General features: G+C 73.0%; 24 protein-coding genes and 1 pseudogene. 8 read left to right on the forward strand and 17 right to left on the reverse strand.

Translation table 11 applies throughout. From position 1 onward, the window contains the following. Positions 1-50: 50 nt before the first annotated feature. From mnmA to QRT03_RS13600, 4 genes are all read right to left on the reverse strand, one after another. Positions 51-1,091, reverse strand: a complete 1,041-nt coding sequence (mnmA, locus tag QRT03_RS13585) for a tRNA 2-thiouridine(34) synthase MnmA (RefSeq protein WP_425604838.1) — start codon at positions 1,089-1,091, stop codon at positions 51-53. 56 nt (positions 1,092-1,147) lie between these two features. Continuing rightward, positions 1,148-2,368: a cysteine desulfurase family protein gene (locus tag QRT03_RS13590; RefSeq protein ID WP_286053404.1), complete on the reverse strand. Its 1,221-nt coding sequence runs from the start codon at positions 2,366-2,368 to the stop codon at positions 1,148-1,150. A 128-nt stretch (positions 2,369-2,496) separates the two neighbouring features. Further along, on the reverse strand, positions 2,497-3,456 hold the full coding sequence (locus QRT03_RS13595; protein WP_286053405.1) for an electron transfer flavoprotein subunit alpha/FixB family protein: 960 nt from the start codon (positions 3,454-3,456) through the stop codon (positions 2,497-2,499). 36 nt (positions 3,457-3,492) lie between these two features. Beyond that, positions 3,493-4,278 (reverse strand): electron transfer flavoprotein subunit beta/FixA family protein, encoded by a 786-nt coding sequence (locus QRT03_RS13600; RefSeq protein WP_286053406.1) that lies wholly within the window; start codon positions 4,276-4,278, stop codon positions 3,493-3,495. Between the two features lie 225 nt (positions 4,279-4,503). Between QRT03_RS13600 and QRT03_RS13605 the strand changes: the two genes are divergently transcribed. Further along, complete coding sequence (locus tag QRT03_RS13605; RefSeq protein ID WP_286053407.1) at positions 4,504-4,662, forward strand: hypothetical protein; 159 nt, start codon at positions 4,504-4,506, stop codon at positions 4,660-4,662. 13 nt (positions 4,663-4,675) lie between these two features. Here the strand turns inward: QRT03_RS13605 and QRT03_RS13610 are convergent, their stop codons facing one another. From QRT03_RS13610 to QRT03_RS13630, 5 genes are read right to left on the reverse strand one after another with little or no spacing between them, the layout of a single operon-like run. Further along, positions 4,676-5,887 carry a metal-dependent hydrolase family protein gene (locus QRT03_RS13610; protein ID WP_286053408.1) on the reverse strand — a complete coding sequence of 404 codons (1,212 nt, stop codon included), beginning with the start codon at positions 5,885-5,887 and terminating at the stop codon, positions 4,676-4,678. After that, complete coding sequence (locus QRT03_RS13615) at positions 5,884-7,308, reverse strand: sodium:solute symporter family protein (RefSeq protein ID WP_286053409.1); 1,425 nt, start codon at positions 7,306-7,308, stop codon at positions 5,884-5,886. The genes QRT03_RS13610 and QRT03_RS13615 overlap by 4 nt, the downstream gene beginning before the upstream one ends. After that, positions 7,305-7,538, reverse strand: a complete 234-nt coding sequence (locus tag QRT03_RS13620; protein ID WP_286053410.1) for a hypothetical protein — start codon at positions 7,536-7,538, stop codon at positions 7,305-7,307. Before QRT03_RS13620 ends, QRT03_RS13615 begins: the two co-directional genes overlap by 4 nt. A 14-nt stretch (positions 7,539-7,552) precedes the next feature. Next, a complete protein-coding gene (locus tag QRT03_RS13625) occupies positions 7,553-8,737 on the reverse strand; it encodes a M20 metallopeptidase family protein (protein ID WP_286053411.1) in 1,185 nt (394 codons plus the stop codon). 33 nt (positions 8,738-8,770) lie between these two features. Next, on the reverse strand, positions 8,771-9,298 hold the full coding sequence (locus QRT03_RS13630; protein WP_286053412.1) for a hypothetical protein: 528 nt from the start codon (positions 9,296-9,298) through the stop codon (positions 8,771-8,773). A gap of 429 nt (positions 9,299-9,727) precedes the next feature. Here QRT03_RS13630 and QRT03_RS32180 point away from each other — a divergent pair. From QRT03_RS32180 to QRT03_RS13645, 4 genes and pseudogenes are all read left to right on the forward strand, one after another. Next, a pseudogene (locus tag QRT03_RS32180) lies at positions 9,728-9,928 on the forward strand (helix-turn-helix transcriptional regulator); the annotation flags it as partial. Positions 9,929-10,150: 222 nt separating this feature from the next. Then, on the forward strand, positions 10,151-10,960 hold the full coding sequence (locus tag QRT03_RS13635; protein WP_286053413.1) for a hypothetical protein: 810 nt from the start codon (positions 10,151-10,153) through the stop codon (positions 10,958-10,960). A 44-nt stretch (positions 10,961-11,004) separates the two neighbouring features. Then, positions 11,005-11,808 carry a hypothetical protein gene (locus QRT03_RS13640; RefSeq protein ID WP_286053414.1) on the forward strand — a complete coding sequence of 268 codons (804 nt, stop codon included), beginning with the start codon at positions 11,005-11,007 and terminating at the stop codon, positions 11,806-11,808. A gap of 35 nt (positions 11,809-11,843) precedes the next feature. After that, a complete protein-coding gene (locus QRT03_RS13645; protein ID WP_286053415.1) occupies positions 11,844-12,551 on the forward strand; it encodes a hypothetical protein in 708 nt (235 codons plus the stop codon). Between the two features lie 2 nt (positions 12,552-12,553). Here the strand turns inward: QRT03_RS13645 and QRT03_RS13650 are convergent, their stop codons facing one another. The 5 genes from QRT03_RS13650 to QRT03_RS13670 form a co-directional block, all read right to left on the reverse strand. Then, a complete protein-coding gene (locus QRT03_RS13650; protein ID WP_286053416.1) occupies positions 12,554-12,949 on the reverse strand; it encodes a hypothetical protein in 396 nt (131 codons plus the stop codon). Positions 12,950-13,327: 378 nt separating this feature from the next. After that, positions 13,328-14,287, reverse strand: coding sequence for an iron-siderophore ABC transporter substrate-binding protein (locus QRT03_RS13655; protein WP_286053417.1), 960 nt, complete (start codon positions 14,285-14,287; stop codon positions 13,328-13,330). Positions 14,288-14,354: 67 nt separating this feature from the next. After that, a complete protein-coding gene (locus tag QRT03_RS13660; RefSeq protein WP_286053418.1) occupies positions 14,355-15,209 on the reverse strand; it encodes an ABC transporter ATP-binding protein in 855 nt (284 codons plus the stop codon). Next, positions 15,206-16,279 (reverse strand): FecCD family ABC transporter permease, encoded by a 1,074-nt coding sequence (locus QRT03_RS13665; protein ID WP_286053419.1) that lies wholly within the window; start codon positions 16,277-16,279, stop codon positions 15,206-15,208. Before QRT03_RS13665 ends, QRT03_RS13660 begins: the two co-directional genes overlap by 4 nt. After that, a complete protein-coding gene (locus QRT03_RS13670; RefSeq protein ID WP_345783250.1) occupies positions 16,276-17,322 on the reverse strand; it encodes a FecCD family ABC transporter permease in 1,047 nt (348 codons plus the stop codon). Before QRT03_RS13670 ends, QRT03_RS13665 begins: the two co-directional genes overlap by 4 nt. 109 nt (positions 17,323-17,431) lie before the next feature. Between QRT03_RS13670 and QRT03_RS13675 the strand changes: the two genes are divergently transcribed. Then, positions 17,432-18,184, forward strand: a complete 753-nt coding sequence (locus tag QRT03_RS13675; protein ID WP_286053420.1) for a class I SAM-dependent methyltransferase — start codon at positions 17,432-17,434, stop codon at positions 18,182-18,184. On the opposite strand, the gene QRT03_RS13680 is transcribed toward QRT03_RS13675, so the two are convergent. Genes QRT03_RS13680 through QRT03_RS13690 form a run of 3 tightly spaced genes read right to left on the reverse strand, consistent with a single transcriptional unit; the run spans position 18,162 to position 19,123 of the window. Beyond that, a complete protein-coding gene (locus QRT03_RS13680) occupies positions 18,162-18,560 on the reverse strand; it encodes a type II toxin-antitoxin system VapC family toxin (protein WP_286053421.1) in 399 nt (132 codons plus the stop codon). The genes QRT03_RS13675 and QRT03_RS13680 overlap by 23 nt on opposite strands. Beyond that, positions 18,557-18,823 (reverse strand): type II toxin-antitoxin system VapB family antitoxin, encoded by a 267-nt coding sequence (locus QRT03_RS13685; protein WP_286053422.1) that lies wholly within the window; start codon positions 18,821-18,823, stop codon positions 18,557-18,559. The genes QRT03_RS13680 and QRT03_RS13685 overlap by 4 nt, the downstream gene beginning before the upstream one ends. A gap of 45 nt (positions 18,824-18,868) precedes the next feature. After that, positions 18,869-19,123, reverse strand: coding sequence for a hypothetical protein (locus tag QRT03_RS13690; protein ID WP_286053423.1), 255 nt, complete (start codon positions 19,121-19,123; stop codon positions 18,869-18,871). Positions 19,124-19,194: 71 nt separating this feature from the next. Here QRT03_RS13690 and QRT03_RS13695 point away from each other — a divergent pair, with 71 nt between their 5' ends. Both QRT03_RS13695 and QRT03_RS13700 read left to right on the forward strand, forming a co-directional pair. Then, positions 19,195-20,709 carry a 1,4-alpha-glucan branching protein domain-containing protein gene (locus QRT03_RS13695; protein WP_286053424.1) on the forward strand — a complete coding sequence of 505 codons (1,515 nt, stop codon included), beginning with the start codon at positions 19,195-19,197 and terminating at the stop codon, positions 20,707-20,709. Further along, the gene (locus QRT03_RS13700) at positions 20,706-21,935 is read left to right on the forward strand and encodes a glycosyltransferase family 4 protein (RefSeq protein ID WP_286053425.1); all 1,230 of its coding nucleotides are present in this window, start codon (positions 20,706-20,708) and stop codon (positions 21,933-21,935) included. The genes QRT03_RS13695 and QRT03_RS13700 overlap by 4 nt, the downstream gene beginning before the upstream one ends. Positions 21,936-21,989 lie beyond the last annotated feature (54 nt).

Genomic DNA, 21,989 nt, shown 5'->3' on the forward strand with positions numbered 1-21,989 from the left:
TCGGGTGCCATGAGAGCACCCGATGCCGCTGAAGATCGGTCGGACCGCCGTCAAGACGTGGCCGCGATGGTCGCCGAGCCGAGGACGCGGTCACCGTCGTAGACCACGACCGCCTGGCCCGGCGCCACCCCGCGCAGGGGCGCGCCCAACGCGACCGACAGGCCGTCGTCACGAACCTCCACCGCGGCCGGCGCGACCCCGCCGTGCGCGCGTACCTGCACCGTCACGTCGCTCACCGACCCGCGCGGGCCGTGCCACACTGGCGCCTCGGTCGACAGCGCCACCACGTCCAGCGACTCCACCGGGCCCACCTGCACCCGGCGCGACACCGGTTCGATCCCGAGCACGTAGCGCGGCCGGCCGTCGGGCGCGGGCCGCGACAGGCCGAGCCCGTGTCGCTGGCCGACGGTGAAGTTCTGCACCCCGCCGTGCCGACCCAGTACCGCCCCCGACGCGGCGTCGACCAGCTCACCCGGCGCCTCGTCGATGCGTGAGGACAGGAAATCCTGCGTGTCGCCGGAGGGGATGAAGCAGATGTCGTGGCTGTCGGGCTTCTCCGCCACGACGAGCCCGCGCCGGGCCGCCTCCGCGCGCACCACGGACTTGAGCGAGTCGCCCAGTGGGAACATCGCGTGGGCGAGCTGGTCGGCCGTGAGGACGCCCAGCACGTAGGACTGGTCCTTGTCCGGGTCCGCCGCCCGCCTCAGCACCCCGTCGTGCAGGCGGGCGTAGTGCCCCGTCACGACCGCGTCGAAGCCCAGGCCCAGCGCCCGGTCCAGCACGGCGGAGAACTTGATCTTCTCGTTGCAGCGCAGGCACGGGTTCGGCGTGCGGCCCGCCGCGTACTCGGCGACGAACGGCTCGACGACGTCCTCGCGGAACCGCTCGGCCATGTCCCACACGTAGAACGGGATGTCGAGCACGTCGGCGCAGCGGCGGGCGTCGCGGGAGTCCTCCACCGAGCAGCACCCACGGGCGCCCTCGCGCATCGTCGCGGGCTTCGCCGACAGCGCCAGGTGGACGCCGACGACGTCGTGTCCGGCGTCCTTCGCGCGTGCCGCGGCGACGGCCGAGTCGACCCCGCCGCTCATGGCTGCGAGGACGCGGAGCGGAGCGGAGCCGGACCGGGGGCTCGGGTCCCGCACGGTCAGGTCCCCACGCGCTCGGCGGTTCGCGCGGCGCGGGTGGACGCACCCCGGGCCCGCTCGACCACGGGTCCGATGGCCGCGACCGCCGCATCCACGTCGGCCGCCGTCGAGGAGTGCCCGAGCGAGAACCGCAGCGAGCCGCGAGCGGCGGCCTCGTCGACCCCCATCGCGAGCAGCACGTGCGAGGGCCGCGCCACCCCGGCGGTGCAGGCCGAGCCGGTGGAGCACTCGATCTCGTGCGCGTCGAGCAGCATGAGGAGGCTGTCGCCCTCGCAGCCGGGGAACGACAGGTGCGCGTTGCCCGCGAGCCGTGCCGGCCCACCGTTGAGCAGCGGGGCGTCCAGTGGCACACCGTTGAGCGTGGCGTCCGGGACGACCCCGATCAGCCGCGCCACCAGGTCGTCCCGCAAGACCGCGAGCTCCGTGGTGCGCCGCGGCACCGCGTCGACGGCGGACTCCACCGCCGCCGCCAGCGCCACCGTGCCGGCCACGTCCAGCGTGCCGGAGCGCACGTCGCGCTCCTGGCCGCCGCCGTGCAGCAGGGGCACGCACACCGCGTCCCGGCGCAGCAGCAGCGCCCCGACGCCGACCGGCCCGCCGAGCTTGTGCCCCGTCAGCGACAGGGCGTCCGCGCCCGAGGCGGCGAAGTCGACCGGCAGCGACCCGACCGCCTGCACCGCGTCCGTGTGCAGGGGGACGTCGAACTCGTGGGCCACCTCGGCGAGGGCGCGGACGTCGTTGACCGTCCCGACCTCGTTGTTCGCCCACATCACGCTGACGAGCGCGGTCTCGCCCGGGTGGGCCTCGAGCTCCGCGCGCAGCACCTCCGGGGACACCCGGCCGACCGCGTCGACCGGCAGCACGACGAGCGTCGCGCCCTCGTGCGCGGCGAGCCACTCGCCGGCGTCGAGGACCGCGTGGTGCTCGACGGCCGAGACGACGACGCGGGTCCGGCGCGGGTCCGCCGCCCGGCGGGCCCAGTACAGGCCCTTGAGCGCGAGGTTGTCGCCCTCGGTGCCGCCGGTGGAGAGCACCACCTCGGTGGGCAGCGCGCCGACGGCCTCGGCGATGGTCTCGCGGGCCTCCTCGACGTCGCGTCGCGCTCGCCGGCCCGCCGTGTGCAGCGAGGAGGGGTTGCCGACACGGCCGAGCGCCTCCGTGTAGGCGGCGACGGCCACGGGCAGCATCGGCGTGGTGGCCGCGTGGTCGAGGTAGGTCATCGTCTGCCGAGCGTAATCCTCATCGTGGCGTGCGCACCCGTGGATGTCCTCCAACGACGCACGGATCGGGCCCGGACGCGCGGAAGGGCACCCCCGGGAGTCCCGGAGGTGCCCTTCACGACGGCGGGTCAGGACGACCGCTTGCCGACCTCCTCGGTCAGCTGCGGGGTGACCGAGAACAGGTCACCGACGATGCCGAAGTCGGCGATCTCGAAGATCGGGGCCTCGGGGTCCTTGTTGACCGCGACGATCGTCTTCGAGGTCTGCATGCCGGCGCGGTGCTGGATCGCGCCGGAGATGCCCAGCGCGATGTACAGCTGCGGCGACACGGTCTTGCCGGTCTGCCCGACCTGGAACTGGTTCGGGTAGTAGCCGGAGTCGACCGCGGCGCGCGACGCACCGACGGCGGCGTGCAGCGAGTCGGCGAGGCCCTCGACGACGTCGAAGTTGTCGGCCGAGCCGACACCACGGCCACCGGCGACGACCACGGTCGCCTCGGTGAGCTCGGGGCGGTCGCCGCCGACGATCGGCGCCCGGTTGGACACCTTCGCCGCACGCGCGCCATCGATCGCGGGGAGGTCGACGGTCTCCTGCGTCCCGGCGCCCGCGTTCTCCTCGACCTCGATCGAGCCGGAGCGCCACGAGATGACCGCGGTGTCCGTGGTGACGTGCGACTGCACCGTGAAGGCCCCACCGAAGATCGAGTGGGTGCCCGCGCGCTCGCCGTCGACGTCGATCAGGTCGTTCAGCCAGCCCGAGTTGGTGCGCACCGCGAGGCGGCCCGCGACCTCGCGGCCGTCGGCGCCGGCGGGGATGAGCACCGCGGGGGGCGACACGCGCTCGACGAGGGTCGCGAGCGCGTCGACCTGCGGGGTCGACAGGTAGTTCACCGCGTCGTCGGACTCGGCGACGTAGATCTTCTCGGCGCCGTGGGCGGCGAGGCCCTCGGCGAGCTTCGCGGCCGTGCCCGGCGTGCCGACGACGACCGCCGACGGCTCGCCGATGCGGCGCGCCGCGGTCAGCATCTCGTAGGTGTTCTTCTTGATCTCGCCGTCGACGTGGTCGACGAGGACCAGCACTTCAGCCATGTCCGTGGGTCTCCTCTATCGCTCGTGGACGGCAGCTCAGATGAGCTTCTGGCCGACGAGGAACTCGGCGATCTTCGCGCCGCCGTCGCCCTCGTCCTCGACCTTCTGACCGCCCGACTTCGGCGGACGCGGGGCGAAGGAGTCGACCTGCACGAGCGAGCCGGCGAGCCCAACCTCGGAGGCGTCGAGCCCCAGGTCGGAGATCCCGATCTTGCTGACCGGCTTCTTCTTGGCCGCCATGATCCCCTTGAACGAGGGGTAGCGCGGCTCGTTGATCTTCTCGCCGACGCTGACCACGGCGGGCAGGGACGCGGTGACGTCGCAGGTGCCCTCGTCGGTCTCGCGCTTGACCGTGGCGGTGCCGTCGGAGACCGACAGCTCGTTGGCGTGGGTCAGCGACGGCCAGCCGAGCAGCTCGCCGAGCACGCCCGCCATCGCACCGCTGCGGCCGTCGGTCGCCTCGTTGCCGGCGAGGACCAGGTCGACGTCGCCGACGGTGCCGATCGCCTTGGCCAGGACCTTGGCGGTCGCGACGGCGTCGGAGCCGTGGATCGCCTCGTCGTTCACGTGCACGGCCTTGTCCGCGCCCATCGAGAGGGCCTTGCGGATGGCGTCGGTCGCGCGGTCGGGACCGGCGGTGAGGATGGTGACCTCGGCGTCGCCGCCGGCCTCCTTGATCTTGAGCGCCTCCTCGACGGCGCGCTCGTTGATCTCGTCCAGCACCGCGTCCGACGACGCGCGGTCGAGGGTCTTGTCGCCGTCGGAGAGCGTGCGCTCCGACCAGGTGTCCGGCACCTGCTTGATCAGTACGACGATGTTCATGGGTCCGCTGTGACCTCCTGTACTCAACGGCCGGCCATTGCCCCGCCGGTAACTTACCCGTCGGTAACAACGCCACTGACCCGACTGTCCCACGTCCACGCCCTCACGGCGACGTGGCGTACCCCTCTCATGTTACTCGCGAGTAGGTAGTAGGGAGCTACTGGTCGGTAACTTACGGGTCGTAGTGTGAAGGGGACACATCGGATTCCCGGTAGGAGATCAGTCGTGCCCGGTCTGTTCAGCAAGGTCTCGGAGTTCCTCAAGAGCCCGCAGGGCCGCAAGTACACCGACCAGGCCAAGCGCTACGCGTCGGACCCCAAGAACCGCGCCAAGGCGCAGGAGATGTTCAAGCGTTTCGGGGGCGGCGGCAAGAAGCAGCCCTGATGCCGACGGCGGGTCATCCGGTCACGGCCCGGCCGTCCCGGTAGACCGCCCGCAGGCGGGCCGAGAGGTCGTCGAGCCCGCCCTCGCCGGTGAGCCCGCCGTCGACCACGCACAGGTCGGCGGCGAGGCCCGGAGCGACGCGGCCGGTCACGTCGCCCAGCCCGAGCAGCCGCGCGCCCGCGGAGGTCGAGGCCGCGACGACGGCCTCGGGCGCCATCCCGCAGGCCTGCATCAGGGGCAGCTCGGACAGGTTGCGTCCGTGCGGCCCGACCCCGGAGTCGGTCCCCATGACGATCCGCACCCCCGCCTCGACGGCCCGCTGGATCGAGTCGGTGTGCACGTCGACCACGGCCGCGGCCTTCGCGACGACCTCGGCCGGCAACCGTGCGCCCGCCCCGGCCGCCTCCAGGACCGCCCGGGGCGCCACGAGCGTCGGGACCAGCGCCGTGTCGTGCTCCAGCATCAGCGCGATCGCCTCGTCGTCGAGGAAGATCCCGTGCTCGACGGACCGGACCCCGGCCCGCACGGCGTTCTTCACCCCGGTCGCGCCCTGCGCGTGTGACATCACCTCGCGCCCCTGCGCCGCCGCCTCGGCGACGACGACGGCGATCTCCTCCGGCGAGAACTGGGTGTGCTCCGGGTCGTCCCCGGGCGAGAGCACCCCGCCCGTCGTGCAGATCTTCACGACGTCGGCGCCCGCGCGCAGCACCTCGCGGACCTTCGCCCGCACGCCGTCGACCCCGTCGCAGACGCCCTCCGGGCGGCCGGGGTGCGGCAGGGACAGCGGGACACAGTGCCCGGAGGGCAACCAGCCGTCGGAGTGTCCGCCGGTCTGGCCGAGGATCGTCACCGCGATCCGCATGCGTGGACCGGCGACCAGCCCGTCCTCGACCGCCTTCCGCACCCCGACGTCGGCGCCGCCCGCGTCCCGCACGGTCGTCACGCCGGCCCGCAGGGTCGCCGTCAGGTTCCGTGCGGCGGCGAAGAACTGGTAGCTGAACGGCGTGGTCAGGCGGGACATCAGGTCGATCCCGGAACTCGTGACGTGCACGTGGGCGTCGACGAAGCCCGGGGTGATCGTCGCTCCCGCGCAGTCGAGGGCCTCGTCGCCGTCCAGGCCCGACCCGACGTCGAGAACGAGCCCGTCGGAGACGACGACGTCCGCGCGCGCGGCCGGCGCCCCCGTCCCGTCCAGGACCTCGCCGCCCTGCAGGACCAGCCTCACGTCGTGACCTCCTCACGTTCCGGGGCGCGCGTGCGCCGCTCGACCAGGGCTCCGATCCCGACGACGAGCAGGTTGGGCACCAGCGCGATCAGGCCCTCGTTCACGGTGCCGCCGTAGGGCCCGAACGTCAGGGCGATGACCACGACCTCCCCGACGACGAGGCCCGCGAGCACCGGCCTCAGCCCGACCCAGCGGCGGGCGAACAGCGCCAGCGCGAGCGCCGGGACGAGCTGGTCGAGCCCGGAGTAGGTGAGCAGCAGCAGGTTCGCGAGCAGGTCGGGCCGCGCGATCGCGAGGACGAGCGCGAGCGCCGTCAGGCCCACGACGGAGGCCTGGTTGGCCACGGTCTGGCCGCGGTCCGTCGTCGTGCGGACGATGTTGCGGGCGACGAGCGAGGACATCCCGATGATCAGGCCGGCTGCGGGGACCATCGCGGTCGCGGCGGTCGCGACGACGACGATCCCCACGAACCACGACGGGAACGCCTGCGCCGCCATCGCGAGGAGGGCACCGTTGCTGCTGGTCTCCGGCGGGAGCGCGGTGAACGCGACGAAGCCGGTGATCATCGGGATGACGAGACAGACCGAGTAGACCGGCAGGAAGGCGTAGTTGCGGCGGACCGCCCGCTCGGAGCCGGCGGAGAGCAGGGCCGGCCACATGTGCGGCAGCGTCAGGAAGAGCACGCCGAGGGTGGAGGCCACCGTCGAAGAGATGAAGTACCCGGCGTCGTACTCGCCCTCGTGGATGGTGAGCATGCGCGGCGCGTCGGCGAGCACGCGCTCGAACGTCGCGCCGATCCCGCCGTTGACCTCGGCCGGGATCACCACCAGCAGCACCACGAGGACGACGAGCATGAGCGCGTCCTTGAGGTAGGACGTCGTCGCGACGCCGCGGATTCCCGACCACAGCACGAACGCCACGACCAGCACGAACGCGACGACCATGCTCACCGTCCCGTTCGCCTTCGCCCCGGTGGCGAGCTGGACCGCGAGCCCGAGCCCGGTGATCTGCAGCTGCAGGTAGGGCAGGAGGAAGACCACGCCGAGGACCGCGACGAGGGTGCCGAAGCCGCGCGATCCGAAGAAGTCCGCGAGGAAGTCGGCCTGGGTGACCTGGCCCCGCTCGCGGGCCCGGCGCCAGACGACGGGTCCGAGGAAGTACAGGCCCGCGTAGGCCAGCGGCACGTAGGGCAGGGCGTAGAGCGCGGCCGCACCGCCGGCGAAGGCGAGCCCGGCCATGCCGAGGAACGTGAAGGTCGTGAAGACCTCGCCGGCCTGGAGGAACCACATCGTCCAGGAGCCGAAGCGCCGGCCGCCGACGGCCCAGTCCGAGACGTCGGTGATCGCGCCGCGGCGGCCGGCGAACCCGACGGCGGCGATGACGACGATCCCGACGACGGTGACCACCAGGACCGTGCTCATTCGCCGTCCTCCCGCGTCGAGGGGTCGAGCTCCGCTCCGCTGCGTCTCCCGTCCCGGGTGAACTCCAGCGCGGCGAGGACGGGGGTGATGAGCAGGACGAGCACGCCCATCCACACCATGATCGACGGCAGGCCGAACCACAGCGCGGGTGTGTTGACGAAGCCCAGGAGCGGCGCGGCGAGCAGCCCGAGGGTGATCAGCCCGAGCAGGACGTAGCAGGTGGGGCGCACGATCGGCCTCCCGGTCAGGGGTGACGCTGCAGGGAACGGCGGGCGAGCTCGGCGTGCAGGAGCACGCCGTCGGACATCACGGACTCGTCGAAGACGGCCCGGGGGCTGTGGTTGGACGGGGTGCGCTCCGGGTCGCCGACGGCGGCGCCGAGGAACGCGAACGCCCCCGGCACGGCCTCGAGCACCCGGGAGAAGTCCTCCGCGCCCGTCTCGGGGTGCGACATCTGCACCACGCGGTCCGCCCCGAGGAGCTCCGCCGCGACCCCGGTGACGAAGGCGGTCTCGGCGCCGTCGTTGACCGTGGCCGGGTACTCGCCGGCGACGACGACCTCGGCCTCGCAGCCGTGGGCCCGCGCGATGTCGTGGCACACCTGCGGCACGAGCTCGAGCATCCGCTCGCGGGCCCCGGCCGAGAAGGTGCGGACGGTCGCGTCGAAGGACGCGGAGTCGGGGATGATGTTGCTCTTCGTGCCGCCCTCGATCCGGCCGACGGTGAGGACGACGGGGTCGAACACGTCGAAGCGGCGGGTGATCATGGCGTGGAGCCCGGAGACGACCTCGGCGAGCGCCGAGATGGGGTCGCGGGCCCGGAACGGTGCCGACCCGTGCCCGCCCGCCCCGTGCAGCGTCACCTCGACGGTGGCCCGCGCGGCCATCACTGTGCCCGGGCGGGTGTTGACGGTCCGCGGGGCGTAGGTCGAGGCCATGACGTGCAGGCCGTAGGCGCTGGACACGCGCGGTCCGGCCGCGTCGAGGACCCCCTCGGCGATCATGTGGGACGCCCCGTCCCAGCCCTCCTCGCCGGGCTGGAACATGAACACGACGTCGCCGTCGAGCGCGTCGCGGTGGGCGCTCAGCACCTGGGCGGCGCCGACGAGCATGGCCGTGTGCAGGTCGTGGCCGCAGGCGTGCATCGCGCCGTCGACCTCGCTGGTGAACGGCTCGCCGGACTGCTCCTGCAGGGGCAGCGCGTCCAAGTCGCCGCGGAGCAGGACGGCTCTGTCGCTCCGCGCGCCCCGCAGCACCGCGGTCACGCTCGTCGTCGTGGTGCCGGTGGTGATCTCGAGCGGCAGCCCGCGCAGTGCCTCGAGCACCGTCTCCTGCGTCCGCGGGAGCTGCAGGCCGACCTCCGGGGCCCGGTGCAGGCGGCGCCGCAGGTCGACGAGGTCACCGGCCAGTGCCACCGCGTCGTCGCGCATGCGTGGGCAAACTACCGGTCCGCGCGCGTGCCGTCAGGTACGGCGGCCGAGCGTGCGGTGGATCAAGATGATCTCTGCAGTATTCGTGCGGCCCGGCCGTCGTTCGACGTGGACCTCGTCGACGAAGCACGTCTCGGCGATCGCATGACGCTGCCGCGCGAGGTCGTCGACGGTGAGGCCCACCGGAATCCACACGCGGACGACCGTCGCGCCGGGCATCGCGGAGCTGTCGATCACGCTCGGGGTGAGCCGACGGTGCCGGCTGCAGATCCCGAGTTCGAGGAACGCCTGCTGGAGCCGGCGCGACATCACGATCCGCCGCCACTGCCCGAGCACCATCTCACGCACCTCCACCGACAGCAGGGTCACCAGAAGCAGAGCGACGACGAGCAGGCGCGGCCAGGAGCCGGACCCGAGCCAGAGGGAGAAGCCGAGCGCGCCCAGGAGGGTCCCGAGCTCGATCTCCGTGCGGTGCCGGAGCACCACCCGGTGCGGCGCGCGGGGCTTGCGCGGCTGCGGACGTTCGCCCCAGTCCCCGGGGTCGAGCCGCCGGGCACTCATGTGCCACCGCCGTAGGACCACGGACCGAACGAACCAACACCTTCCATCACTGCCTACCCCCCGACTGCCTACTTTCGGGAACATCTGCAGCATGGCTGCCCGACATACGCCTACGTAATGCCTACCTCACGGCGTTGGCCGAATCGTTGCCAACTGCACCGGTGTAGGTAGATCACCTACCTATGCCCCTTGCACCCTGGACGAGGTCGCAATGAGGTCGCGGGGAGGTCACACCCTCGCGACGGCGTCACGGCGGGATATGGGAGTCTGCGCGCCATTACCTGGTGCAACGGGGGAATCATGGCGCAGGTCGTCCTCGGGGAATCATCACTCGGACGCTTGTCTACCGGTGAGTCACGGTGGAAAGGGACGAAGGTAGCGCCTACCCTACGTCTCCATGGCTCGTGTCCTACCTACTGCACTCCGGTGATGCCGGCCGAGCCGCGCCGACGCGAAAGCGCTTTCGGTACCGCTCTCCTCACCGCCCGGCGACGCGCAGGTCTGACGCAGACTGCGGTCGCGGAGCACCTCGGCGTGCAGCGGGCGATGGTGTCGCAGTGGGAGACCGGGCGACACCGCCCCTCCCAGGTCAACGTCGACAGACTCGGTCGACTCCTCGACGCGACGGAGGAATTGACCGCGGCAAGTGGGCTGACCACCCCGGCGGAGGGTCCACCGGCGATCGTTCCCGCGACGGAGGCACCGTCGGGCACAACCCTGTACGACGTACATCGCGGCCTGGGCCGGGTCCTCGTCGAGGCACTCGTGCACGACGACGACGGGCGACCGTCGGGGTGGCGACGCGATTTCCGCCCCGACCGTCCCCCGAGTGCCTTCACGACGGCGTCCGCGATGCGCCTCCTGACGGCCATCCAGGACCCGCCGTACGTCGACCGGCACGCCCTCGGTGAACGGCTCCTCGAGTTCCACTATCCCGAGGGTGGATGGGGCACGAGGGCGATCGGTCGCCGCCCCGAGGCGACGGCCGTCGTCATCGACGCGTTGGAGCGGATCGGCGCCACCTTCGACATCGACGAGGCACTGCACGAGCTCGCCACCATGCTGAGCGAGTCGGACCGGCAACACACCTACGTGCTGGTCGAGGCCCTGAGTACGACGGCCCGACTCCGACCGACCTCCGACCTGGCCCGTGAACTCGCAGCGCACCTGCTCGCCAACCGGGACGCCAGGAGTCTCGCCTGGCCGGAGAAGCGCCCGGCCGTCCCGGGCGCCGTCCCACGGCCGTCGACGGCCCACACGGCGCGCGCTCTGACCGTTCTCTCGTACGGGCTGGAACGTGGTCTCGACGATCCCGACGGCGAGTACCTCGGCGCGATCGAGTCGGGACAACGGTGGCTCGAGGAGAACGCGAACCTCGCGCCGATCCGGGAGAACGTCGAGCCGGAGGGGCAGCGCGACCTCGAGATCCGGCACTTCACCCCAGCGCTCGTGGCGCACGCCCTCGCGTCGGTCCGGTCGCCGTCGTGGGATCTGCTGGCGCGAGCGCTCGCCGAGGTGTGGCGGTCCTACAACTCGTCGATCGAGCGCTGGCAATGGCCGAACGGGGACGTTCCGGTCTGGCTCCAACTCGATGCCCTCCGCGCGGTGACGGCGGCCCACGCCCGACAGACGATGGTGCCGATCGAGGGTGGAGAGCAGTGATACCGGCAGCCGGCACGCATCTCTCGGTTCTCGAGATCGCGGACATGGTCGGCACCCGGCCGGAGGTCGAGGAGCTCGAGCACGCGATGACGTTGGTCCGCGAGAGCGGGCCCTCGGTGGCGGAGCTGTTGAACTCGGCGCTCAGTCAGCCGCTCCTCGCCCAGGTGACGTCCCGGTCCTACCTGCATCCCAACGGCTTCGCCAAGATCGTCCTGCACGACGCGGGCCCGACCGGGACCTCCGTGCGGTTGCACGTCTGGCCTGCCGTCGAGAACCCTTCACCGGAGGACCTGGCGAACCGGCGCGACTCCGCCCCGCACGGCCACCGCTGGAATTTCGCCTCCACCCTGATCGCGGGCAGTGGCCTGCTCGTCGAGGAGTTCGAGGTGCACCACGTCGACGACGACACCGTGGTCGACCCGGGCGAGACAGTGTGGGACGAGATGATGTTCCGGCCGTCCGTGACCGCCTCCCTCGTGCCGCACGGCAAGGCCCGCCTCACGTGCCGCGAGTACTGGGTGCGCGACCCCATCCGTGACATCTACTGGTGCGATGTGACCGACGTCCACACCATCGGCCCCATCGACGCCGACATGACGGCCACGCTCGTCCTCCAGGGCCCCGAGGTCCGACCGACCGCGGCGGTCTACCGGCGACCGGACAGCCCTGCGGATCCCGGCCGGCGGACTCTGGCGGAGCACGAGATCGCGGAACTGATCCAGACCGTGCTCGCCGCGATCGGCGGCCCGCGGTCACCGGAGCGGACCGAGCCCGCGGTCGGCGGGCGCATGGTCGCCGTCGGTCCGTCGACGACGGAGCTGGAGATTCTCGGACGACCTACTCTCTGACGAGCGGGAGCGGTCCGAACGGGGGTGGTGCGGACGTGGACGGGAGCAGCGCAGCACGACGTCTGGTCGATCTCGATTCGACCCTTCCGGCGCTCGCGGCGCCCGACCCGACGGTCGACCAGCTCGCCGACATCGTTCAGGCGTTGCAGCAGACCGACGCCCTCGCCCGGACGTTGCGCGAGGTCGGTGGCGACATCACGGCCTCCGCTGATCTCGGGGCGCACTCGAGCTGGCACCCCCTCGGATTCGCCAAGTTGCAGCTCGGGGCGCTGCCCGGCACGGAGGTGCGGCTTCGGCTGCACGTGTGGGCGGACTCCGGGCACGCCGTCCGGACCCAGGACGATCCGCACTCGCATCGGTGGCGCTTCGCGTCGACCGTGGTCTGGGGTGCGCCGCTCCGCGTGGTGCATTTCGAGGAGTCCGAGGCGGGCCAGGAGTTCCATCGGTTCGAGTACGCGCCCCCGTGCGGAGCACTCCATCCTGCGGGTCGACGCTCGTTGAGCGCGGTGGACCGGTCCGAGCGACGCCGGGGCGAGCTCTACCGGTGCGAGCGCGGGACGGTCCACACGATTCAGCCGGTCGATCCCGGTCTCCTCACGACGACGCTCATCGCGCGGGGCCCGGACCGAGGCGAGTCGACGCCGGTCTACCGACGGGACGACGATGCGGTGATCTCCGAGCGACCTCATCTCTCGGGAGCCGAGGTCCAGAGGCTCCTCGAGCGCGTCCTGCCGCCCGACTGATGTCAGTCCGGGCGGCGGTGACGGCCACCGGCGTCGCGGACCGGGTGGGGGGCACGGGCCGGACCCGGCGTCGGCGCCGACGGCAGCGCCAGTGGAGCGCGGGAGGCGGCGATCGCCTTCTGCGTCGGGGGCGCCATCCCGGAGCGCAGGAGTCGGACCAGGGCCTCGTACCACTGGACCAGCACGGCCCACGGAGTCGGCTGCGGTGGGCGCGACTCACGGCGGCGGCGCGTGACGGCTTCACGGCAGGGTCGGCAGACGTGCGCCGCGACCGCGCCCAGCGGGGCCATGTCCACCGCGACCCCGCACAGGGCCATCGGTGGCTGGCCGGTGCGGTTCGCCTGCTCGAGCTCGGTGGCCATCACGGCGTGTTCGGAGCGGTCGGCCCGCGAGGTCATCGACAGCGGACGGTCACCGGGTACCGGAGGCGGCCAGGATCCCCAAGCGCCGGCGGGACGCTCCCCGACCGTCGATCGCGCGTCGGTTGCCGTTCGGCGCGCGTCGGTGGTCATGGGCCCATTCTGCGGCCACGAGGGGCGACCCGGCGGATGGTCCGTGCCGCCCGTGCGGGTGAACTTGCTCGCCCGGCCACCACGGCGCTCCGTCACGTGATCGGCCGGTGGCCTGATCATGCGCGAGAAGTACATGAGGCACCTTCCGAGGTCCTCCTGCGTGCCTCATGTACTTCTCGGCGGAGCGGTCGCCGACGATGTGGCCTTCCTGGCGTCCAGTGCAAGCAGTGACGCATTGCTTGCAGTGGGGCCCGGGGACGCGACCTACCGGACCGCCTGCGCCAGCGGGCGCACCATCGCGTCGATCGCCACCGGCAGCGACAGCGGGCTGGAGAATCCGACCGCGCCGGCGAACAGCGAGGTCTCGGTGCCGAGGAAGGCGACGCGGTTCTGCGCCACCACGGGCAGCGAGTTGAACGTCGGGATCGCGCGGGTCGTGGCCTCGTCCGCACCGAAGACGGCGAGCGCGTCCTTGTTCAGCTCGCCGAGCTGCTCGGTGGACAGCGACTGCGTCACCGGCGGGACGGCGAAGCCGAGGCCGGCGAACACCTGGGTGCGGAGGTCGTCGGCGCCCAGGGAGTTGGTCTCCCCCGCCGCCGTCAGGTCGACCGCGATCGTCTTCCCGGCGAACTGCGGGTTGGCGGCCTTCGCGTCCGCGAACTTCTGCTCGACGCCCGCGATCGCCTGCTCGGCCCGCCCCGACTCCCCGAGTGCCTGCCCGGTAATGCGCGTCTGCTCCTGCCACGGCACGGCCACGTTGTCCTGCGGATCCGCGACGGTCGGCGCGATGCGCGAGAGCGCGTCGTAGTCCGGACGCTCCATGTAGGAGTAGACGCCCAGGATCAGGTCAGGGCGCAGCGAGGCGATCTTCTCGACGTCGAGCTGGTTGCTCCCGACGAGCTCCGGCCGCGCCCCGTTCAGGGCCTGCTGGGCCCACGGCCGGTTCGCGGCGTCGAACGAGCCCAGGTTCTCGCGCTGCCCGACCGGGACGACGCCGAGCGCGAGCGCGAAGTCGACGTCGTTGTAGCCCACCGTCACGACGCGCAGCGGCTTGGTCGGGATCGTCGTCTCGCCGAACTTGTGCTTGATGGTCACCGGGAAGCCGGGCGACGGGGCGGCCGACGGGGCCGGCTGCGAGGACTCCCCGCCGCAGGCCGAGAGCAGGAGGGCGGCGACGAGGCCGAGGACGAGCGCTGCGACGGATCGCAGACGGCGGACAGGCATCAGGACGGCTCCGAACGGACGACGATGGCAATTCGGTAGGTGAGGCTCACCTAAGAACTACCGAAGGTCAACTGTCCGTAACGTCACGATCGTGGCGATGCCGCCGACCGATCGGCAGGACCAGCGGCGAACCGCTCACCGGGTCCTCGACGACCTTCGCCTCGAGCCCGAACACCTCCCGCATCGTCGACTCGGTCAGCACCTCCGCCGGGGTCCCGGAAACCACGATCCGGCCGTCGCGCATCGCCACGAGCCGGTCGGCGTAACGGGCGGCGAGGTTGAGGTCGTGCAGCACCATCACCACCGTCCGCCCGCGCTCGCGGTGCAGGCGCTCGACGAGGTCGAGCACGTCGACCTGGTGGGCGAGGTCGAGGAACGTCGTCGGCTCGTCGAGCAGCAGGACGTCCGTGCCCTGGGCGAGCGCCATCGAGATCCAGACGCGCTGGCGCTGGCCGCCGGAGAGCGTCTCCAGCGGCCGGTCGGCGAACTCGCCGGTGCCGGTCCAGGCCAGTGCCTCGGCGACGACGGCCTCGTCGTCCGGACTCCACTGCCGGAACCACCGCTGGTGGGGGTGACGGCCGCGCGCGACGAGGTCCGCGACGACGAGTCCCTCCGGCGCGACCGGGTCCTGCGGCAGCACGCCGAGCACCGTCGCGACCTGCCGGGACGGCATGCGGTCGATCCGCTCACCGTCGAGCAGCACGTGCCCGTGCCGCGGGGCGAGCAGGCGGGCCATGGCGCGGAGCAGCGTCGACTTCCCGCACCCGTTCGGGCCGATCACGGCGGTCACGGTGTTCTCGACGACGTCGAGGTCGAGACCGCCGCCGTCCCCTCCCCCGACCACGAGCTCGTCGTCGTACCCGATCTTGAGGCCCTCGGCCCGCAGCCGCGTGCGCGCGGCATCGGTCACGTCGGAACTCACACGGTCCTCCTCCGGGTCCGGCGCACGAGCAGGTAGAGCAGGTAGGGGGCGCCGACGACGACCGTCACGACCCCCACGGGCACGGCCTCCCCGAGCACGGTGCGTGCGACCAGGTCGGCGGTGACGACGAGCAGCCCACCGCCCAGGGCGGAGGCGACCACGGGCGGGCGCGAGCCCCCGGAGAGACGCAGCATGATCTGCGGGACGACGAGCGCGACGAAGCGGATCGGGCCGGCGCACGCGGTCGCGACGGCGGCCAGCACGACGGCGAGACCGACGATCCCGGCCCGGGCACGGTCCACCCGCACCCCGAGCCCTCGCGCGGCCTCGTCGCCGAGCTCGAGCGCAGCCAGACGGAAGGCGAGCACGATCGCCAGCGGCAGCCCGATCGCGACGACGATGCCGGCCGGGACCACGTTCTCCCACGAACGGCTCGCGAGCGACCCGCGCAGCCACGTGAGGACCTGGCCCGCCTGCAGCACGTTCGCCGAGACGAGCAGCCACGTCGTCAGCGACACCGACGCCGAGCTCACGCCGATCCCGACCAGCAGCAGCCGGAACCCGTCGAGCCCGCGACGGTAGGCCAGGGCGTACACCAGCGCGGCGGCGAGCAGCCCGCCCGCGAGTGCGGCGAGAGGCGTACCGATCGGGGACACCGCCAGCCCGGCGGCCCCGGCCCCGCCGGTCAGCACCACCGACGCCACCGCGGCCACGCTCGCGCCGTCGGTGACGCCGAGGATGTCCGGGCTCGCCAGCGGGTTCCGGACGACGGCCTGGGTCAGCGCCCCGGCGAGCCCCAGCGCGGCCCCGACGAAGATGCCGGTCAGCGTCCGCGGCAGGCGCAGCTCGGTGACGATGTAGGCGTCGGCCGAGTCGCCGCCACCCAGCAGGATGCGCACGACCTCGGTGACCGGGATCGGGAAGTCCCCCCGCCCGAGGTTCACCGCCGACACCACGAGCAGCGCCACGAGCGCGACCACGGCCACGGTGACCGCACGCGGACGCCACACGCCGGTGACGGGCCCGGCGCGGAAGCCGCGCCGGGCCCTCGTCGTCAGGAACGGGGTCACAGCCGCGCCAACTTCCGCCGCCGGACGAGCGCGATGAAGAACGGGGCGCCGACGACGGCCAGCACGATGCCGACCTGCAGCTCCCCCGGGCGGACGACGAGACGGCCCACCACGTCGGCGACGAGCACGAGCGTCGCCCCGCCGAGGCCGGCGACGGGCAGCAGCCACCGGTGGTCGGGCCCGGTGAAGAACCGCGCGATGTGCGGCGCAACCAGGCCGACGAAGGAGATCGGCCCGGCGACCGCGACCGCAGACCCGGCGAGCAGGGTGATCGCGGCGATGCCGACGGCGCGGGCCCGGCCCACGTGGCGCCCGAGCCCGCGGGCGGTGTCCTCGCCGAGTGCGAGCACGTTGAGCGCCGGGGCGTTGGCGGCGGCGAGGACGAGCCCGGCGAGGACGAAGGGGGCGACCCGCAGCGCGGCGGACGAGCCACGGTCGTCGAGGGCGCCGGCCGACCAGAAGCGGTAGGCGTCGAGCGAGGAGGTGTCGCGCAGCACCAGCGCGGAGGTCGTGGCGATGAGCAGCTCGCTCACCGCGACACCGGCCAGTGCCAGCGTGACCGGGGTCGGGCCGCCCGAGCGGCTGCCGCCGAGGGAGGCGAGCGCGAACACCAGGCAGCTCGCGAGGGCCGCGCCGGCGAAGGCGAACCACACCGTGCCGTACAGGCTGGTGACGCCGACGAACTGGATCGCGATCACGAGCAGGAACCCCGCGCCGGCACTGACGCCGAGCAGGCCCGGGTCGGCCAGCGGGTTGCGAGTGTGGCCCTGCATCAGCGCCCCGGCGATCCCGAGCGCGATCCCGACCAGGGCGCCGAGCAGCGTGCGCGGGATCCGGAGGTCGCGCACGATCGCGACCGACTGGTCGGTGCCGCTCCCGGTCAGGCCCGCCCACACCTGCGCCGGGGTGAGCAGGGCCGCGCCGACCGCCACCGAGAGCACCGCAGCGACCAGGAGCGCGATCACCGCGATCCCGACGACGAGCAGCGGCCGGCGGGTGCGCGGGAGGTGCTGCTCGGTCGGTCGTGGGACCAACGTCGTCACCGGGGCCTCCCCTCGGGTCGCGGTCGGTGCGCGCGTGGGCACCGGAGGTGACTGAGGTGAGCCCAACCTAACCGACACCCCCGACAGCGACGGGCAGCAGGATGGCCCCGTGAGCGAGACCCTCCCGCTGACCGGCGAGCGCACCGTGCCCGGCATCCCGGCGGAGAACTACTGGTTCCGCCGCCACGAGGCGGTCTACCTCGCGCTCCTCGACGACTGCCGCGACGCGGTCGTGCTGGAGGCGGGGGTCGGCGAGGGGTACGGCGCGGCGCTGCTGGCCGGGGTGGCGTCACGCGTGGTCGGACTGGAGCTCGAGGAGGCGGCGGCGGCCCACGTGCGCCGCCGCTACGGACTCGACGTCGTCCGGGCCGATTTGCAGACGCTCCCGCTGGCGGATGACTCCGTCGACGTCGTCGTGAACCTGCAGGTGATCGAGCACCTCTGGGACCAGCCGGGGTTCCTGCGCGAGTGCGCGCGCGTGCTGCGCCCCGGCGGGCGGCTGCACTGCTCGACGCCGAACCGGCTCACCTTCTCCCCCGGCAACGCCCTCGACAACCGCCCGCTCAACCCGTTCCACACCCGCGAGCTGGCGGCACCGGACCTCGACGGGATGGTCAGGGCGGCCGGGTTCGAGGCCGTGACGATGCGCGGGCTGCACCACGGGGCGCGACTGCTCGAGCGGGACCGGCGCCACGGCGGGTCGATCGTGGACGCGCAGGTCGCGCTGGCCCTCTCCGGTGCGTCGTGGCCGGCCGCGCTGACCGACGACGTCGTCGCGGTGACGGTCGAGGAGTTCGACCTGCGCACCGACGACGTCGACGCCTCGCTGGACCTCGTCGTCAGCGCGGTACGGCCGGCCTGACGTCGGTGTGGACGAAGTCGTCACCCTTGTACAAGAGCGGCTCGTCGGCGTCCTTCGCCAGCGCGTAGGCGAAGCAGTCGCCGAGGTTCAGCTTCGCCGGGTGCCCGGAGCCACGTCCGAACTCGCGGTGCGCCTGCCGGGCGAGGCGTGCCTGGTCGACCGTCAGCGGTTCGATCTGCACCCGCATCCCCCGGAGGTAGCGATCGAGTTGGTGGCTCAGCACCGGGTCCCGACGCCCGTCGACGACCAGGGAGCACTCGACGTAGGTGCCCGCCGACATTCGGCCGCGACCGGCCGCCAGCAGGGCATCGTGATAGAGCCGGGCGTCGTCCTCCCCCTGGAGTACCGCGACGATCGCCGACGAGTCGACGATCACCGGGGGAGACCCGTCTCCTCGTCGTACAGGAACGCCGTCGGGTCCTCGTCGGGGTCGTACGGACCCCAGCGCGCTGCCGCGTCCCGGGCGATCGCCCAGGCCGCACGACCACGCTCCTCCTCGGCACCCTCGCGCAGCCTCAGCCGGGCGAGCCGCTCCCGGACGGCCGTCGTCACGGCCTCGGTCAGGCTCTCGCCCGCCTCGTCGGCCAGCTCCCGGGCGAGGGCGTAGGTCTCGTCGTTCTTGATGTTGAGCGCCGCCATCGTTCCTCCATGGTGGAATCCGACGGTACCATGGTGGAACGACGGTCAGGCCGGCTTCGAGGACTTCTCCCACAGCTCGCCGCCGGTGAGCACGTAGACGAACGGCACGACCGGGACGAGCGCGAGGACGCCCCACACGATCTTCGCGGTGCCGCTGAGTTCGGGCCGCACGATCAGGTTCAGCCACACCAGGATCACCGCGATCGGGTGCAGGAAGCAGACGAGCAGTTCGGCGATCTTCTTCATCTCGGGGGCCTTCCGCCGCAGGTCGCCCGACGGTAGCGAGATCGGGGGATCCACTCCAGCTCCCGACCTCCTGGGAGAGATCGACTACCCGGCGGTAACCTGCCCGGACCACCACGAGGAGGGCGATGAGCCGGTCGGAGGGCACGTTCTGCCTGGTCCTGCACTCCCACCTGCCCTGGCTGGCCCGGCACGGTTCCTGGCCGGTCGGCGAGGACTGGCTCTACCAGGCGTGGGCGCACTCCTACCTGCCCGTCGTCGACGTGCTGCACCGCCTCGCCGACCGGGGCCACCGCAACGTCCTGACCCTCGGCGTCACGCCGGTGCTCGCGGCGCAGCTCGACCACCCGTACACGCTGCGCGCGATGCACTCCTGGCTCGCCGACTGGCAGCTGCGGGCGCACACGACGCACGCGCGCCTGCCGGAGGTGGCCACCCGCGAGCACCGGGCGGCCGCGCAGGCCCTGGACACCTTCGAGCGGACCTGGCGCCACGGTGGGTCGCCGGTGTTCCGGGGCCTCGCCGACGCGGGCGTCGTCGAACTCCTCGGCGGCCCCCTGACGCACCCGTTCGGCCCGCTGCTCCCCGGGCGGGTCCGGCGCTTCCTGCTCGACGGCGGGTTGCGCGACACCGCGCGCCGGCTCGGCGCCCGACCGGAGGGCATCTGGGCGCCGGAGTGCGGCTACGCGCCCGGGATGGAGCGCGAGTACGCCGCGTCCGGGGTGGCGCGGTTCCTGGTCGACGGCCCCGCCCTGCACGGTGACACCGCCGCGGCGCACCCGGTCGACGGGTCGGACGTCGTCGCGTTCGGCCGCGACCTGGAGGTCACCTACCGGGTGTGGTCCCCGCGCGCCGGCTACCCCGGCGGCCCGGACTACCGCGACTTCCACACCTTCGACCACGCCTCGGGTTTCAAGCCGTTCCGCGTCACCGGGAAGCGGGTCGCCCAGAAGGCGCCGTACGACCCGGACCGGGCCGCGGCCGCCGTCGCGAAGGACGCGGCCGACTTCGTGGAGACGGTCGTCGCCCGCCTGCGGCAGGTGCGGCAACGCCGCGGACGGCCCGGGCTCGTCGTCGCCGCCTACGACACCGAGCTCTACGGCCACTGGTGGCACGAGGGGCCGGCGTTCCTGGAGGCCGTGCTGACCGCGCTGCCCGAGGCCGGGGTGCACGTGACGACGCTGCGGGGTGCGGTCGAGGCCGGGCACGTCGAGGAGCCGGTGGTGCTCCCGCCGTCGTCGTGGGGGTCGGGCAAGGACTGGCGGGTCTGGGACGGAGCGGCGGTGGCCGACATGGTCGCCGACAACACCGACGTCGCCACCCGCCTGCTCGCGGCCGTCGACGGCGTGTCCCGCCCGACCGGCCGCGACGCGACGCTCGACACCCTCGCCGTGCAGGCCGCGCTGGCGCTCTGCAGCGACTGGGCGTTCATGGTCACGAAGGACTCGGCCGCCCACTACGCGCGCCGTCGCGCCGCGGAGCACCGTGACCGGGTGCGCGAGCTGACCGACCTGCTGCCCGCGGGCCGGCACGCCGACGCCGCCCGGCGGGCGGCGGACTTCGCCGTGCAGGACGACCTGTTCGGCCACCTGGACGCGCGCCACCTGGTGCACGCCCGCTCCCGAGCGCTGGCGCACGCATGAAGGTGCTGCTGGTCTCCTGGGAGTACCCGCCGGTCGTCGTCGGGGGGCTCGGTCGGCACGTCGGCGCGCTCGCGACGCACCTCGCGGCGCAGGGCCACGACGTCGTCGTCCTGACCCGTCAGCCCACCGGCACGGACGCCTCGACCCACCCGACCACGGACACGGTCGTCGACGGCGTCCGGGTGCTGCGGGTCGCCGAGGACCCGCCGCACCTGGAGTTCGTCCGGGACCTCGTCGCGTGGACCCTCGCGATGAATCATGCCCTGGTACGCGCGGCCACGAGGCTGCTGCGCGACTGGCACCCCGAGGTGGTCCACGCCCACGACTGGCTCGTCGCCCCCGCCGCGATCACCCTGCGCGAGCTCGCCGACGCCCCGCTCGTCGCGACGATCCACGCCACCGAGGCCGGCCGGCACGGCGGCTGGCTCTCGCAGACGCTGAACCAGCAGGTGCACTCCGCGGAGTGGTGGCTCACGAACGCCGCGGACGCCGTCATCACGTGCTCGCAGGCGATGCGGACCGAGGTCGCGGACCTGTTCGAGATCGACCCGGCCGGGATCACCGTGCTGCACAACGGAATCGACGCGCGCGGCTGGTCCGGGGTCACGGCGCCCGCCGCGGGAGCGCCGACGCTGGTCACGTTCGGTCGGCTGGAGTGGGAGAAGGGCATCCAGGACGTCATCGCGGCGCTCCCCGCGATCCGGCGGGCGCACCCCGGCACGAGGCTGATGATCGCCGGGTCCGGCTCGCACGCGGGGTGGCTCGCGGCGCGGGCGCGCGAGGCCCGGGTGCGGCGGGCCGTCGTCATGCTGGGCCACGTCGACGACGCGTCGCTCACCCGGCTCCTGGGCTCGGCGTCCGCGGTCGTCCTGCCGTCTCGCTACGAGCCCTTCGGCATCGTCGCGCTGGAGGCCGCGGCGGCGGGCGCGCCCCTCGTGGCGTCGCGGGCCGGCGGGCTCGGCGAGGTCGTCCTCGACGGGGTCACCGGGCTCTCATTCGACCCGGGCGACGTCGCCGGCTGCGCGACGGCCGTGATCGCCGCCCTCGACGACCCCGCTGCGTCCCGACGGCGGGCCGACGCGGCCCGCGAGCGCCTGGACACGGACTTCGCCTGGCCGACGATCGCCGCGGACACGGTCGCGCTCTACCGCGCCACCCGCCGTCGCGAATACGTCGAGTTGGGCCGCCCGAAGATCCCGGGCGGCAACGTGTTCGGGCGGACCTGAGCGGACGAGAGGACCCTCATGGGGCTGCGACCGCGTGGCCCGGCCCCATGAGGG

It is taken from the genome of Actinomycetospora termitidis (genome assembly GCF_030286555.1).
GTDB lineage: Bacteria > Actinomycetota > Actinomycetes > Mycobacteriales > Pseudonocardiaceae > Actinomycetospora > Actinomycetospora termitidis.

What these genes read in the sequence shown, in the direction of transcription:
- mnmA (WP_425604838.1), bottom strand. Translation starts at nt 1,091, where the DNA reads ATGAGCGGCGGGGTCGACTCGGCCGTCGCCGCGGCACGCGCGAAGGAC.
- QRT03_RS13590 (WP_286053404.1), bottom strand. Translation starts at nt 2,368, where the DNA reads ATGACCTACCTCGACCACGCGGCCACCACGCCGATGCTGCCCGTGGCC.
- QRT03_RS13595 (WP_286053405.1), bottom strand. Translation starts at nt 3,456, where the DNA reads ATGGCTGAAGTGCTGGTCCTCGTCGACCACGTCGACGGCGAGATCAAG.
- QRT03_RS13600 (WP_286053406.1), bottom strand. Translation starts at nt 4,278, where the DNA reads ATGAACATCGTCGTACTGATCAAGCAGGTGCCGGACACCTGGTCGGAG.
- QRT03_RS13615 (WP_286053409.1), bottom strand. Translation starts at nt 7,308, where the DNA reads ATGAGCACGGTCCTGGTGGTCACCGTCGTCGGGATCGTCGTCATCGCC.
- QRT03_RS13625 (WP_286053411.1), bottom strand. Translation starts at nt 8,737, where the DNA reads ATGCGCGACGACGCGGTGGCACTGGCCGGTGACCTCGTCGACCTGCGG.
- QRT03_RS13630 (WP_286053412.1), bottom strand. Translation starts at nt 9,298, where the DNA reads ATGAGTGCCCGGCGGCTCGACCCCGGGGACTGGGGCGAACGTCCGCAG.
- QRT03_RS13635 (WP_286053413.1), top strand. Translation starts at nt 10,151, where the DNA reads ATGCGCCTCCTGACGGCCATCCAGGACCCGCCGTACGTCGACCGGCAC.
- QRT03_RS13640 (WP_286053414.1), top strand. Translation starts at nt 11,005, where the DNA reads ATGGTCGGCACCCGGCCGGAGGTCGAGGAGCTCGAGCACGCGATGACG.
- QRT03_RS13650 (WP_286053416.1), bottom strand. Translation starts at nt 12,949, where the DNA reads ATGACCTCGCGGGCCGACCGCTCCGAACACGCCGTGATGGCCACCGAG.
- QRT03_RS13655 (WP_286053417.1), bottom strand. Translation starts at nt 14,287, where the DNA reads ATGCCTGTCCGCCGTCTGCGATCCGTCGCAGCGCTCGTCCTCGGCCTC.
- QRT03_RS13685 (WP_286053422.1), bottom strand. Translation starts at nt 18,823, where the DNA reads ATGGCGGCGCTCAACATCAAGAACGACGAGACCTACGCCCTCGCCCGG.
- QRT03_RS13695 (WP_286053424.1), top strand. Translation starts at nt 19,195, where the DNA reads ATGAGCCGGTCGGAGGGCACGTTCTGCCTGGTCCTGCACTCCCACCTG.
- QRT03_RS13700 (WP_286053425.1), top strand. Translation starts at nt 20,706, where the DNA reads ATGAAGGTGCTGCTGGTCTCCTGGGAGTACCCGCCGGTCGTCGTCGGG.